This window comes from Gillisia hiemivivida (assembly GCF_007997295.1).
In the GTDB taxonomy this organism is placed as follows: domain Bacteria; phylum Bacteroidota; class Bacteroidia; order Flavobacteriales; family Flavobacteriaceae; genus Gillisia; species Gillisia hiemivivida.
In genome coordinates this window covers 45,281-59,592 of the sequence record NZ_VORY01000012.1, presented here as the reverse complement: position 1 = coordinate 59,592, position 14,312 = coordinate 45,281, and the positions used below count along the sequence as shown (strand labels likewise).

11 protein-coding genes are annotated in these 14,312 nt (G+C 34.7%); 9 read left to right on the top strand and 2 right to left on the bottom strand.

The features are described 5' to 3' along the window. Nucleotides 1-10: 10 nt before the first annotated feature. The 6 genes from ES724_RS10855 to ES724_RS10830 all read left to right on the top strand — a co-directional run bounded on the left by ES724_RS10855 (nucleotide 11) and on the right by ES724_RS10830 (nucleotide 7,717). Nucleotides 11-1,324: an amidohydrolase family protein gene (locus ES724_RS10855; protein ID WP_146932907.1), complete on the top strand. Its 1,314-nt coding sequence runs from the start codon at nucleotides 11-13 to the stop codon at nucleotides 1,322-1,324. Nucleotides 1,325-1,562: 238 nt separating this feature from the next. After that, complete coding sequence (locus tag ES724_RS10850; protein WP_146932905.1) at nucleotides 1,563-2,369, top strand: TrmH family RNA methyltransferase; 807 nt, start codon at nucleotides 1,563-1,565, stop codon at nucleotides 2,367-2,369. Nucleotides 2,370-2,462: 93 nt separating this feature from the next. After that, nucleotides 2,463-3,695, top strand: a complete 1,233-nt coding sequence (locus ES724_RS10845) for a M48 family metallopeptidase (protein WP_146932903.1) — start codon at nucleotides 2,463-2,465, stop codon at nucleotides 3,693-3,695. Nucleotides 3,696-3,737: 42 nt separating this feature from the next. After that, nucleotides 3,738-5,951: a RelA/SpoT family protein gene (locus tag ES724_RS10840; RefSeq protein ID WP_146932901.1), complete on the top strand. Its 2,214-nt coding sequence runs from the start codon at nucleotides 3,738-3,740 to the stop codon at nucleotides 5,949-5,951. Between the two features lie 29 nt (nucleotides 5,952-5,980). After that, complete coding sequence (locus ES724_RS10835; RefSeq protein ID WP_026838998.1) at nucleotides 5,981-6,439, top strand: Fur family transcriptional regulator; 459 nt, start codon at nucleotides 5,981-5,983, stop codon at nucleotides 6,437-6,439. A 6-nt stretch (nucleotides 6,440-6,445) separates the two neighbouring features. Further along, nucleotides 6,446-7,717, top strand: a complete 1,272-nt coding sequence (locus ES724_RS10830) for an adenylosuccinate synthase (protein ID WP_146932899.1) — start codon at nucleotides 6,446-6,448, stop codon at nucleotides 7,715-7,717. 80 nt (nucleotides 7,718-7,797) lie between these two features. Here the strand turns inward: ES724_RS10830 and ES724_RS10825 are convergent, their stop codons facing one another. Both ES724_RS10825 and ES724_RS10820 read right to left on the bottom strand, forming a co-directional pair. Continuing rightward, entirely contained in the window at nucleotides 7,798-8,649 is an 852-nt protein-coding gene (locus ES724_RS10825; protein ID WP_146932897.1) for a ferritin-like domain-containing protein, read from the bottom strand. Between the two features lie 27 nt (nucleotides 8,650-8,676). Further along, on the bottom strand, nucleotides 8,677-9,441 hold the full coding sequence (locus ES724_RS10820) for a ferritin-like domain-containing protein (protein ID WP_211362762.1): 765 nt from the start codon (nucleotides 9,439-9,441) through the stop codon (nucleotides 8,677-8,679). A 291-nt stretch (nucleotides 9,442-9,732) separates the two neighbouring features. Between ES724_RS10820 and ES724_RS10815 the strand changes: the two genes are divergently transcribed. The 3 genes from ES724_RS10815 to ES724_RS10805 all read left to right on the top strand — a co-directional run bounded on the left by ES724_RS10815 (nucleotide 9,733) and on the right by ES724_RS10805 (nucleotide 14,225). Beyond that, the gene (locus ES724_RS10815; RefSeq protein WP_211362761.1) at nucleotides 9,733-11,535 is read left to right on the top strand and encodes an OstA-like protein; all 1,803 of its coding nucleotides are present in this window, start codon (nucleotides 9,733-9,735) and stop codon (nucleotides 11,533-11,535) included. A 5-nt stretch (nucleotides 11,536-11,540) separates the two neighbouring features. Then, nucleotides 11,541-12,728, top strand: a complete 1,188-nt coding sequence (locus ES724_RS10810; protein ID WP_146932895.1) for an aspartate aminotransferase family protein — start codon at nucleotides 11,541-11,543, stop codon at nucleotides 12,726-12,728. Between the two features lie 99 nt (nucleotides 12,729-12,827). Further along, nucleotides 12,828-14,225 carry a tetratricopeptide repeat protein gene (locus ES724_RS10805; protein ID WP_146932893.1) on the top strand — a complete coding sequence of 466 codons (1,398 nt, stop codon included), beginning with the start codon at nucleotides 12,828-12,830 and terminating at the stop codon, nucleotides 14,223-14,225. The last annotated feature ends 87 nt before the right edge of the window (nucleotides 14,226-14,312 follow it).

Sequence of the window (14,312 nt, the reverse complement as noted above, 5' to 3'; positions counted from 1 at the left end):
ATTGAAAAAGATGAAAAGATTAAATATATTATTTATACTGGGAATTTTAATAATTACTAGTTCAATAAACGCACAGCAAACTCCTGCTGCTTCACAATCTGAAGCCATCACTATAGTTGGAGCTACAGCGCATATTGGGAATGGAGAGCTTATAGAGAACAGCCTTATAATTTTTGAAAATGGAATCTTAACTCAGGTTTTAGATGCTACCACTACAAAAATGCAATACCGCGGGACTATTATAAATGCTGAAGGCAAGCATGTGTATCCAGGTTTTATTGCACCTAATACTACACTCGGTCTAGTAGAAATTGCGTCTTTGAGACCTACAGACGATGAAGACGAAATTGGTGAAATGTTGCCACATATTAGAAGCTTAGTGGCCTATAATGCTGAAAGTCAGATCGTTGAAAGTATGAGGCCAAATGGAGTTTTAATTGGAGAAATAGTTCCAAGAGGAGGAACTATTTCTGGGACTTCTTCTATTGTTCAGTTTGATGCCTGGAACTGGGAAGACGCTGCAATAAAGAAAGACAATGGATTACATATTAATTGGCCAAATAGCTTTAAACGAGGAAAATGGTGGTTAGGTGAAGAAAGAGGTTTGAAGCCAAATGAAAAATATGCTGAAGACATTTTAAAACTATCACAATTCTTCAATAATTCCAGAGCTTATATGGCGGGAGAACAAAAGCAAGAAAACCTGCCTTTTAAATCTATGGAAACTGTTTTTACCAATGGAAAAAAGGTGTTTGTTCATGTAGATGGAGAACGTGAAATTGTGGATGCTATTCAGTTTAAAAAAGATCAGAATTTAAAAGATATGGTTATTGTGGGTGGATATGATGCAGTAAAAGTTGCAGATCTAATAAAAGCTGAAAATATAGCTGTTTTAGCTACACGTCCTCACAGCACTCCAAACCAGGATGATGAAGATTATGACTATAATTATAAACTGGCAAAGCTACTTAGTGATAAAGGAATTTTAGTAGGATTGGAAAGCAGCGGACAAATGGAACGAGCCAGTACCCGAAACTTGCCTTTTTATGCAGGAACCGTTGCAGCAAGTGGAATGGACAAAGAAGAAGCCTTAAAACTGATCACCTTAAACAATGCAAAAATATTAGGAATAGATGATAGATTAGGAACTTTAGAGAAAGGAAAAGATGCGACTCTTTTTATTAGTGAAGGTGATGCCTTGGATATGAGAACTAATAAGTTGACAAAAGCATTTATACAGGGAAGAGAATTGAGTTTAGAAAGTCATCAAACTGAATTATATCACCGATATTCTGAAAAATATGAAAATCAGAAAAAAGAATAGTTTTGAAAACGTTTCTGAATATTCGAAATTAGAAAAAGGTTGTCATTCAGAGCGCAACGCAGTGGAGCGAAGAATCTCAACGAAGCAAAATCCAACTCAATAAGAGATCCCTCCTAAGGTCGGGATGACAAATAGACATCGGGACAGAATTTAAATTATTTTCATTTTTAATCAAAAACCTCTGATAATTTCAGAGGTTTTTTAGTTGTAACTATCAATAAGTATTTATTTTTACAGGATGATCAAACAAATATCTAGCGCACAGAATCCGGCTGTTAAAAGACTGCTTCAGCTTCAGGAGAAGTCCCGAAATAGAAAAAAAGAAGGTGTTTTTATAGTTGAAGGACTTAGGGAAATTCAGCTTGCTTTTAAAGGAAAATTCATTTGCGAAGAATTCTTTTTTTGTGATTCTTTATTTCCCGCTGAAGGATTGAGAGAACTGAACACGAATACTAAAAACAAGCCTTTGATTACTGAGCTCTCTAAAGATGTTTATGAAAAGATCGCTTATCGTGGTAGCACAGAAGGGGTGATGGCTTTATTTAGATCTAAAGAATTATCTCTGGATTCGCTTCAGCTAAGCTCAAAGAATCCATTATTGTTGATTGCTGAAGCTCCTGAAAAACCAGGGAATATTGGAGCGCTCTTAAGAACTGCAGATGCTGCGAATGTGGATGCTGTAATCATTGCCAATCCCAAAACCGATCTTTTTAATCCTAATATTATTAGATCTAGTGTAGGTTGTGTTTTCACAAATAACATTGCAGTTGGAACTACTTCAGAAATCATCAGTTTTTTAAAGAAACATAAGATCTCTATTTATACTGCTGCACTACAAGCTTCAAAAAATTATTCTGAAATAGATTTTACTAATTCTTCAGCAATAGTTGTTGGAACTGAAGCAACAGGCTTAAGCAAAGAATGGATAGATCATTCTACTCAAAACATCATTATTCCTATGAGTGGAGAAATAGATAGCATGAATGTATCTGTAGCGGCTGGAATTTTAATTTTCGAAGCCAAACGCCAACGAGGTTTTTCCTAGTAAAACTGAAAGTAGCATCATTTATGCTAATTATCGTTATTCATTCAATTATATCACATATATTAATCTTTTTCTCCAAAAAAAATATTCTACGTGAGCGCTGAAATCTTATTTTATATAATTGTTACAATCATTTTAATCGATTTTATAATCGATAAAATTTTAGATTCTTTAAATGCAAGTCGGTTTAACGATCCAATCCCAAAAGAATTGGAAGATGTATATGATGATGCAGAATATCGAAAATCTCAGGATTACAAGAAAGAGGTATATAGATTCGGTGTAGTTTCTTCTGCTTTCTCATTGATTATTTTATTGGGTTTTCTCTTCTTTGAAGGCTTTGCATATGTAAATGAAGTTGCTGGTAGTTTTACTGAGAATCCTATTTATAAAGCCTTAATTTTCTTCGGGATAATCATGTTTGCCAGTGATATACTCACACTTCCCTTTTCCTATTACAGCACCTTTGTGATCGAGGAGAAATATGGATTTAATAAAACCACAAAGAAATTATTTGTATTAGATAAATTGAAATCCTGGGGTTTGCTGATCATCGTTGGAGGTGGAATTTTGGCATTGATCGTATGGTTCTACCAATTAACTTCCACCGATTTTTGGTGGTATTCCTGGATCATGGTTACTGCTTTTATTGTGTTTACCAATATGTTTTATGCAAAGCTCATTGTTCCACTTTTCAACAAACAATCTCCACTTCAAGATGGATCGCTTCGGTCTAAAATTGAAGCCTATGCCCATGAAGTAGGTTTTCAGTTAGATAATATTTTTATAATAGATGGCTCAAAGAGGAGCACTAAGGCAAATGCCTATTTCTCTGGCTTTGGTAAAGAAAAGAGGATCACTCTTTATGATACACTGGTTAATGATCTTAGCGAAGAAGAAATTGTTAGTGTTTTGGCGCATGAAGTAGGACATTATAAGAAAAAGCATATAATTGTAAATCTACTGGCTTCCATATTAACCACAGGATTAACTCTGTGGGTATTGTCCATATTTGTTGGAAATGAGTTACTCTCTCAAGCCTTAGGAGTAGAAAATCCGAGTTTTCATATTGGGTTGATCGCTTTCGGGATTTTATACAGTCCTATTTCAGAAATTACTGGTTTGCTAATGAATTATTTATCTCGAAAATTTGAATATCAGGCAGATGATTTTGCTAAAAACACTTATAATTCAGAATCATTGATTTCCAGTCTTAAAAAATTATCCAAATCTAGTTTAAGCAACTTAACCCCACATAAAGCTTATGTTTTTATGCATTATTCGCACCCAACCTTATTACAGCGAATTAAAAACTTAAGCTCTTAGTTTGTAGTTGTTTCTTTACAATGTTAATCGTAATTTTAAGCTATGACAGAAGCTGCAGTAGTAAAAGAAAATAAAGAAATTGCGCGCCAGTATAAAGAATTGTTACGCATAAGTTACAGATCCCTATCTAAAGAAGATAAAAATTTAATTAGATTGGCATTTGATACTTCTGTAGAGGCGCATAAAGATCAGCGTAGAAAATCTGGAGAGGCTTACATATTTCATCCTATCGCGGTTGCAAAAATAGTTGCTTCAGAAATAGGATTGGATGCTACTTCTATTGCTGCCGCATTACTTCACGATGTAGTAGAAGATACCACGTATTCTATAGAAGAAATTGAAAAGATTTTTGGTAAAACTGTTGCGTTAATCGTAGACGGACTTACCAAGATCTCGCACTTACAGCAACAACAAGATAAAGATGTTTCTCTACAAGCAGAAAATTTCAGAAAAATGTTGCTTACCCTTAATGACGATGTTAGGGTAATCATCATTAAAATTGCAGACAGGTTGCATAATATGCAAACTATGGATGCTATGAAACCGGATAAACAGGTTAAAATAGCTTCAGAAACACTATATATTTATGCGCCTCTTGCACATAGAATTGGTTTATATAGCATTAAAACTGAACTTGAAGACCTCAGTTTAAAATATACAGAACCTGAAGTTTACAATGATATTCTTCAGAAAATTAGAGAAAGTAAACAAGAGCAAGACGCATATATTGATGCATTTACACAGGTTATAAAAGACTCTTTAAACCAAGAGCAATTAGAGTATACTATTAAAGGAAGGCCAAAGTCTATCTATTCTATCTGGAGAAAAATAAAGACTCAAAATATCACTTTTGATGAAGTCTTCGATAAGTTTGCCGTTCGTATAATCTATAAAGGTGATATAGCAAATGAAAAGTTCTTAGCCTGGAAAATATACTCGATAGTAACTGATCACTTTAGACCGAATCCTATTCGATTACGGGATTGGATCTCTTCACCTAAATCTACTGGTTACGAAGCTTTGCACATTACTGTTATGGGGCCTAAAGGAAGATGGGTAGAAGTCCAGATTAGAAGTGAGCGAATGAATGAAATAGCCGAAAAAGGATATGCGGCTCATTATAAGTACAAACAAGGCGTCGAGCAGGAAGAAAAGACCATGGAAGAATGGTTAAACAGATTACAGGAAGCTTTGGAAAATTCTGAAGCCAATGCTGTAGATTTTGTTGAGCAATTTAAACTGAATTTATACGCCAAGGAGATCTTTGTATTTACTCCACAAGGAGATCTAAAATCTTTGCCAAAGGGAGCAACTCCTTTAGATTTCGCATTTAGCATACATACGGCCATAGGCCTACATACTCGTGGTGCGAAGGTAAATAACAAATTGGTACCGCTAAGTCATGAATTAAAAAGTGGCGATCAAATAGAAATCATCACTTCAGACAATGCAAAGCCCAATGTTAACTGGTTAGACTATGCAAGCACGGCTAGAGCTAGAGCTAAGATAAAATCTTCGTTAAGAGAAGAGAAAAAAGAACTTGCAGAAGAAGGTAAAGCTGTTCTTGCAAGGAAGTTAAAATCCCAAAAACTCAGTTTTAACGAGAGTATGATTAATGAGTTGGTGATTCACTTCAAATTAAAAACCAGCTTAGATCTCTTTTATAGAGTTGGAATTGGGAAAATAGATAATAAAAGTTTAAAGGAATTTACAGCCAATAGAAGTAATGCTTTTGTGAGCTACTTTAAAAATAAGATCAGAAAAGCACCTGTAGCAGAAGATCTTAACAAAGAAGAGATCACCTCCAAGTACGATCAGATAGTATTTGGTAAGGAAGAAGAGGTTCTTGATTATAAATTAGCTAATTGTTGTAACCCTATTCCCGGAGATCGGGTGTTCGGTTTTATTACTGTTAGTGAAGGAATAAAAGTTCATAAAAAGGATTGCCCCAATGCCATTCAGTTTCAAAGTAATTATGCCTATCGAATTATTCAGGCAAAATGGATAGATTCGTCACAACAAGATTTTAAGGCGGTCATAAATTTAAGAGGAATAGATAATTTAGGATTGGTTAGTGAGATCACTAAAGAAATTTCAAAAAGCATGAATGTAAATATGCGAAGTATTAATTTTGATAGTGCAGATGGTGTATTTACTGGTAAAATAACTGTTATTGTAAAAAACAATTCGATCTTAGACACACTAATAGAACATCTTAAAAAAATAAGTGGGATAGATAAGGTGTCAAGAGAATAAACCAATACCTTTGCAAACGAAGCAATATTATGAGCAAGAAAAGTGGAAATAAGAACGATCAGGCTGTAGTAAAGAATGTATTTACCAAATTTTTGGAAGATAAAGGGCATCGTAAAACCCCGGAACGTTTTGCTATTTTACAGGAGATCTATAATAATGAAGAGCATTTTGATATTGAGTCGCTTTATATTAGTATGAAAAATAAGAAATATAGAGTGAGTCGAGCCACCTTATATAATACTATAGAATTGCTTTTAGATTGCGGTTTGGTGAGAAGACATCAATTCGGCCAAAATCAATCGCAGTATGAAAAATCTTATTTTGATAGGCAACACGATCATATAATCTTAACTGATACAGGAGAAGTAATAGAATTTTGCGATCCTAGAATTCAAAGTATAAAACAAACAATAGAAGAAGTTTTTAATATTGAAGTTTCTAAACATTCTTTATACTTTTACGGCACAAAAAAACAATCAACTAATTAGATATTTATGGCAGTAGACTTACTACTCGGATTACAATGGGGAGATGAAGGAAAAGGTAAAATTGTAGATGTATTTACCAAAAAATATGACATAATCGCTAGATTTCAAGGAGGGCCAAATGCAGGTCACACTTTGGAATTTGATGGTCAAAAACATGTTCTTCACACGATTCCATCCGGGATTTTTCATAAAGACACCATAAATCTTGTTGGAAATGGGGTGGTTATAGATCCTGTTATTTTCAAAAAAGAACTTGAAAATCTAGATGCTTTCAAAACGGATTATAGAAAAAATCTTTACATCTCAAGAAAAGCTCACTTAATTCTTCCTACTCATAGGTTGCTAGATGCAGCTTCTGAAGCTTCTAAAGGAAAAGCCAAGATTGGCTCTACACTTAAAGGGATTGGACCAACTTATATGGACAAGACTGGAAGAAATGGGATTCGTGTTGGGGATCTTGAACTGGACAATTGGAAAGAAAAATACAGATTATTGGCAGACAAGCATGAAGCTATGATAAGCTTCTATAATGTAGATGTACAATATAATCTAGCCGAATTAGAAACAGAATTTTTTAAAGCTGTTGAACTATTAAAAACCTTGAAGTTTATAGATAGTGAGCAATACTTACAAACAGCACAAGAAGATGGGAAATCTATTTTAGCTGAAGGTGCTCAGGGTTCTTTATTAGATATAGATTTTGGTACTTATCCTTTTGTGACCTCTTCTAATACCACTGCAGCAGGAGCTTGTACAGGACTAGGAGTAGCGCCAAACAAAATTGGAGATGCTTTTGGGATCTTTAAAGCATATACTACCAGAGTTGGAAGTGGCCCCTTCCCTACCGAGCTTTTCGATGAAGATGGAGAAAGAATGGGTAGAATTGGAAATGAATTTGGAGCTACAACAGGGCGTCCAAGAAGATGTGGATGGTTAGATCTTGTTGCGCTAAAATATGCAGTGCAAATAAACGGGATCACTCAATTGATCATGATGAAAGGGGATGTACTAAGTGGTTTTAAAACTTTAAAAATATGCACTTCTTATGAATATAAAGGAGAAGAAATTACACATTTACCTTATAACATAGAACCGGAAAATGTTACTCCTGTGTATACAGAATTCAAAGGCTGGAAAGAAGATCTTACTAAGATGACTGAAGCTTCCGAACTACCAAAAGAATTTATGGAGTACGTGAAATTTTTAGAGGATGAATTAAAAACTCCTATTTCTGTAATTTCTGTGGGACCAGATAGAAAGCAAACTATCCATAGATAGTTTCATTTAATATATTAAATAAAAAAATGCCTTTCATTTCTGAAAGGCATTTTTAATATAAATCAAATCTAGCTTAACTTCTAGTTATCACTATCAGTCTTTATAAACAAGCTTGCAATAGCTGTTGCAGTTTCACCAGTCATTGGCTCATCAAAAGATTGAGATACTGATGTTGCACTAAATCCAGTTGCAGCTACAAGATCTACACCACCTTGTGATATATTCTCTTCACCATCATATACTGCTTGTGTAGCTTCTGGCATTCCTGGTCCTCTATTGTTAAGAGTAATCCATCCTAAAGCATTATCGTTTAAGGTTTCTCCTAAAACAAATGCTCTTAACCTTCTAATTTCAGAAGCATGCTTTGCCTCTACAGAGTGAATTTGTAGCGCAGGTGTTAAAAAAGCAGTTCCCATTAAATTTGGGGCTTGTCCCTTATAAGCTCTTACTCCAGTATCCTCAAAAGCTTGTGCTAATGCCAACAACTGAGCGTAAGCTGTTTCTTGCCCAATTCCATTTTCATTAAATGGATCAAACATTCCACCTACAGTAAAATCAAATTCTGGTGATTCTACAGCAGCATCTCCCAAATTTGTTTTCAAAAATTCTACGTGAGCTGTCTCATGTTTAGAAATCTGGTTGTAAACATCTTCTGGTCTTCCAGCAGGAAGCACTCCAGAATCTAAAGCTCTAATGTAAAATTCAGCTTCCAGATACTCAAGGGTTAATGCAAGGTTTAAGGAATCTATAGGAGTATTCCCATTTGTTTGTGCAAAAGCTTTTCCTGATCCTGCAGCCATTCCAAAGGGAATTGCAGCTAATGCAGCTTTTTTTCCTAAAGAACCAAATGTTCCAAAAACATCTCTTCTAGAGGAGACCTTTTGAGTTAAGCTTTCCGAAGTAAATTCGTCTAAAAATTTTATAATATTCATAATGTTGTTTTTTAAGTTTAAATTAGATTATCCTACCATAGGTGCTGGTAAGTTGTTTGCCGTAAATGGAGTTGTAAGAAATCCTGTTGCTACAACAGCTGCAAGTACATCTGCAGGGGGAGTTGCAGGGTCTAAACCATTTGCATCAATTACATCATCTCCAGCAAATTCTGTATTCCCTGGTAGGTAAATAGATCTAATAGCAGCAGCATGACGCGCCTCTACAGATACGATTTTACCCGCAATTGTAAGGTAAAGTGGAAGTTCTATTCTTGCACCTGCTCCATTGTATGCAGATACTCCTGTATCTTCCAGAACTTGAGCAGTTCCTAAAACAGCATCTCTACTACCAAAATCTACACCACTAAAGTCAAATTCTAATTCTGGTAATACTTTACTCATATCACCGCCTACTGCTCCTGTGATTGCAGCCTTAAAAAATTCACGATGAATTACCTCGTGATCATAAAGATCTTGTAAAATCAATTTTTCTTCAGGATCAGCACTAGCGAAATAAGATCCTGCGATAACTTGGGTATAAAATTCTGCTTCAAGCTGCTCTAATGCATAAGCATAATTTAAAATACCTACATCTCCGCTTCCTAAATCGAAAGGTTCTCCAGGTGTTGGAGTAACAGGGCCTGAAATGTCATCGTCATCGCTACATCCGTATAAAAGTAGGCTGGAACCAACTACTGCCAATCCTCCCATTTTTAAAAATTTTCTACGCGAGTTATTACTTTTTGAGTGGGTTTCCGAAGATACTTCCACTTTCATCATTGGTTTTTTCATAATTAAGTTTTCTAGATTATATCCAAACTTACGGGAGAAAGACAGATTCGGTTTTAAACAGAGAGTTAATATTTCCTTAAAGCAATTTTATAACTATTAATTATAGTTAAAATTTAGAAAAGTTTATGAGTATTAGCTATTCTCTAACATTTCTAGGCATTCCTTTTGAAATCAATTTAATGGGGATCTATTCTTTAAGAATTATTCAAATATCTTCAGTTTAAATTATTTTTAATTAACCAGCTCTATCATTATATGGCTTTTCCTTACTTTTGATTCAAATTATTCAGTTTGAAAAAATCCACCTATTATATAGTTACCTTAATTCTATGTTTTTGCTGTAATGGTAACTTCTATGCCCAAACATCCAAAAAAATAGATTACACCAGTGATAGAACGTTGAAAGATGAAAACAAATATCCCGGCGCCATTATCTTGAGCAAAGTGACCAATCAGGTTCATTTTATTCATGAAGGGATAGAAATATGGTGTGATCAGGCAATTCACTACGACGAAGCGAATTTTTTTAAAGCTTATGGAAATGTGAGGATGCAGCAGGGAGATACCGTTACCATGCAAAGCAAGTATGCAGAGTATAATGGAACTACTCAGTTCGCCTTTGCGAGCGGTAATGTAAAAATGAGCCGCCCCCAATCTTCCATAGAAACAGATACTTTATTCTTTGATAGAGTAAAACAACAAGCCTATTACAGGAGCGGCGGAACTGTTCGCGATACTGCCAGCGTGCTTACCAGTAGAATAGGTAGGTATTATATGGATCAGGATAAGTATTCATTCCTCAGCGATGTAAAAGTAACCAACCCTAAATACACTATAAATTCTCAGCAATTGGATTTCTATTCAGATAGTGGTGCTGCTTATTTATATGGACCAACAACTATAGTAAGTGAAACAAGCACTGTTTATTGTGAGCGTGGATTTTATGACACCAGAGGGGATGTTGGGTATTTTGTAAAAAATTCCAGAATAGATTATGAAAACAGAGTTCTTGAAGGAGACAGCTTATATTTTAATCGAGCTAAAAGTTTTGCTTCAGGCACAAACAATATTAAAGTAACCGATACTTTAAATAACAGTTTAATAACTGGTCATTATGCTGAAGTCTATCGCGAAAAAGATTCTGTCTTTATAACCAAGCGTGCTTTAGCTGCTACAATTCAGGATAAGGATTCTATATTTATTCATAGTGACACGCTAATGATCACAGGAAAACCAGAAAACAGGATCGTAAGAGGTTTTTACAATGTTAAGCTCTTTAAAAGTGATATTAGCGGAAAAAGTGATTCTATTTATGTGAATCAGAAAAAAGGAATCACGAAGCTTTTAAATATTGGGAATGTGCCTTCAACCTCTGTTTCTACAAAACGAACACCAGTAATTTGGTCAGATAATAACCAGATGACTGGAGATACCATTCATATTCTAAATAATCCTGTAACAGAAAAACTTGATTCTCTCAAGGTCTTTTATGATGCATTTCTTATTCAGAAAGATAGTATAGAAGGTTATAATCAAGTAAAAGGAAAAGAACTCACTGGATTATTTGTTAGTAATGAGCTGTATCAGGTAGATATCATAAAAAATACTGAAACTATATATTACAGTAGGAATGAGGAGAATGAATTGCTAGGAATTAATAAAACATTGTCTAGCTCTATAAAGATCCTTTTTGAAGATAAAACAATTCGAGACATCTATTATTACAAACAAGTAGACGGTACTCTTACGCCCCCTGAAGAATTTCCCTCAAATGCAAGAGAACTACCCGGCTTTAATTGGCGTGGAGAAGAACAGTTATTAGAAAAATCTGATCTATTTAAAGGCGAAGAACCCCCAAAATTAACGAAGATCAAAGGCATACCCTTACCCGAGGAGCAAGAGGACTTCTTTGATGAAACTAACGGAGAACCATCCTTATTGAATGAGAATTCCAGATTAACTCCAGATGATCTAAAAGACACCAAAGTTGATAGTTTAGGAGTTCCTATAAAAAAAATTGATTCTCTTTTATTAGACAAGAAAAAAAAATTAGAGAAAAAGAAGAAATCTGGAAAAGGAACTACTAAAATTTAAGATAGTTGAAAGAAGATTTTTTAAAATATCAAGCGCAAACTACTCCGCATCCCTTAGCTATGGAAATATCTCATGCTAAAGGCTCCTATATTTATTCAATACAGGGGAAAAAGTATTTAGATTTTGTAGCCGGAGTTTCGGCATGCAGCTTAGGGCATTGTCATCCTCGTGTGGTAAACGCTATTAAAGATCAAGCCGAAAAATATTTACATGTGATGGTATATGGTGAATATGCCTTATCCCCTGCCGTTGATTTAACCAAACTTCTCGCCAAGAAATTACCAAAATCTTTAAGCAAAACATACCTCACTAATTCTGGAACCGAAGCTATTGAAGGTGCTTTAAAATTAGCTAGAAGATCTACAGGAAGGTCTGAAATAATTGCAGCAAGAATGGCCTATCATGGAAACACAATGGGTTCCCTAAGTTTAATGAGCTTTGAAGAGCGGGTCGCTCCTTTTAGACCTCTTATTGGAGACGTTAGCTTCCTAAATTTTAATGCTGAAGAAGATTTTCAAAACATTACAGAGAATACCGCAGCAGTAATACTAGAAACTATCCAAGGAGGTGCCGGATTTATAGTTCCCAAAAATAACTACTTACAAAAACTAAAATCACACTGTGAACAAGTTGGCGCGTTGTTGATCTTAGATGAAATCCAGCCTGGCTTTGGACGTACTGGTAAATTATTTGGATTTGAGCATTACAATATGGTTCCAGATATTTTAGTAATGGGAAAAGGCATGGGTGGCGGGCTGCCTATTGGCGCCTTTACTGCTTCAGAAAAAGTGATGGATACCCTAATGGACAATCCGAAATTGGGACATATCACCACATTTGGAGGTAACCCTGTAATTGCCGCAGCAGCATTAGCCACTTTACGAGAGATCACAGAATCTGACCTTATGGCAGAGGCTCTTCAGAAGGAAAAACTATTCAGAGAACTCCTTATACACCCACTTATTAAAGAAATCCGTGGAATAGGACTTATGCTGGCTGTGATAACCACTTCAGAAGAAATGGCGACTAAAATTATTTTGAAAGCACAAGAGAAAGGTCTAATTTTGTTTTGGCTTTTATTTGAAAAAACTGCCATTAGAATAACCCCTCCCTTAACAATTACAAATCAGGAAATTAAAGAAGGATGTGGCATTATTATTGACATTTTAAACGAAATTGAAAGTCAATTCTAACTTGTTAATTACTTTGTTAAAAACAATATAGATACCCTTACAGTTCATGTGTTATCCTTTATAACTTTAGTACTGTAGAAATCACGTAATCCCCAGTGTATGCAATTAAGCCATAACGAAGAAAACAATTTCTCACTTACCCGTTTTGAATCTATGCTAAAAACAAACGATGTGTTGTTTTTTGATTCAGAAGAATTTGAGGATATCATTCACCATTATTTGGAGAATGGAAAGATTGCATTGGCTAAAAAAGCTGTGAAATTAGGATTGGCACAACATCCCACTTCCACGAACCTGAAACTATTTAAAGTTGAGATCCTCGTATTTGAGGATAAATTGGACTTAGCAGATGGTCTCTTGAACGAACTACATACTCTGGAATCTTCCAATGAGGAGATCTTTATTCAGAAAGCCAATATTTTTTCCAAAAGAGATGATCACAAAAAGGCGATCCAAATGCTGGAACTTGCCCTTGAAATAACTCTAGATACCGCAGATGTCTATTCCTTATTAGGAATGGAATATTTATTCTTAGAAGATTTTGAAAATGCCAAGCTAAGCTTCATGCAATGTTTAGAGGCAGATGAAGAAGATTATTCTGCGCTATATAATATCATGTATTGTTTCGATTTTCTGGAGCAAAAAAATGAATCTATAGATTTTCTAAATGCGTTTCTTAACAAGAATCCATATTGCGAAGTTGCATGGCACCAAGTTGGAAAGCAATATTTTGACCTTAAACAATTAGATAAGGCTTTAATGGCATTTGATTTCGCCATAATTAGCGATGATTATTTTATTGGGGCTTACCTTGAAAAAGGAAAGGTCTTAGAGAAATTAGGTAGATATAATGAAGCAATAGAAAACTATAACATAACCTTAGATCTAGATGATCCCACCTCTTTTGCTTACTTAAGAATAGGTAAGTGCTTTGAGAAATTAGGCATGGACGAATATGCTTTGGAAAATTATTCCAAAACCGTTCATGAAGATCCTTTGTTAGATAAAGGATGGATTGCAATTACCGATTTTTATTTCAAGAAGAAGAATTATCAAAAAGCACTTTATTATATTAATAAAGCAATTAATATTGACGAGGAAAATGTGCTTTATTGGAAGCGTTTTGCTAAGATCAATAGCAGGCTTAGTTTCTTTGAAGAAGCGGAACGCGGGTATCAAAAAACTATTGAGCTTGGTAATTATGAGCTAGAAACCTGGATTAGACGTTGCGACATACTTATTAATCTTGGCGAATATGAAACTGCAATTCAAAACTTAATGCAGGCAGTAGAATTTTATCCTGATTCTTCAGAAATTGAATATCGATTAGCTGGCTTATATTTTAATTTAAATGAAGGCGATAAAGGATATTTCCATTTAAATAACGGACTTAAATTAGATTCTGAATATTATATTATTATAGAGGAGCTTTTCCCACAAATATTCAGTAGAAAAAGCGTGAAAGAAATTATTAATTCTTACCTAAAGACATCCTGATTTTTTAATTACTTTTGAAAAGAATTTTTTAATCCCTCAATGAGGGTTTAATTACCCGTCCCGATAGCTATCGGGATTCCTAGAAAT

Excerpts from the sequence above, each read along its gene's own strand:
- ES724_RS10855 (WP_146932907.1), top strand. The coding sequence starts at position 11 with ATGAAAAGATTAAATATATTATTTATACTGGGAATTTTAATAATTACT.
- ES724_RS10850 (WP_146932905.1), top strand. The coding sequence starts at position 1,563 with ATGATCAAACAAATATCTAGCGCACAGAATCCGGCTGTTAAAAGACTG.
- ES724_RS10840 (WP_146932901.1), top strand. The coding sequence starts at position 3,738 with ATGACAGAAGCTGCAGTAGTAAAAGAAAATAAAGAAATTGCGCGCCAG.
- ES724_RS10835 (WP_026838998.1), top strand. The coding sequence starts at position 5,981 with ATGAGCAAGAAAAGTGGAAATAAGAACGATCAGGCTGTAGTAAAGAAT.
- ES724_RS10830 (WP_146932899.1), top strand. The coding sequence starts at position 6,446 with ATGGCAGTAGACTTACTACTCGGATTACAATGGGGAGATGAAGGAAAA.
- ES724_RS10825 (WP_146932897.1), bottom strand. The coding sequence starts at position 8,649 with ATGAATATTATAAAATTTTTAGACGAATTTACTTCGGAAAGCTTAACT.
- ES724_RS10820 (WP_211362762.1), bottom strand. The coding sequence starts at position 9,441 with ATGAAAAAACCAATGATGAAAGTGGAAGTATCTTCGGAAACCCACTCA.
- ES724_RS10805 (WP_146932893.1), top strand. The coding sequence starts at position 12,828 with ATGCAATTAAGCCATAACGAAGAAAACAATTTCTCACTTACCCGTTTT.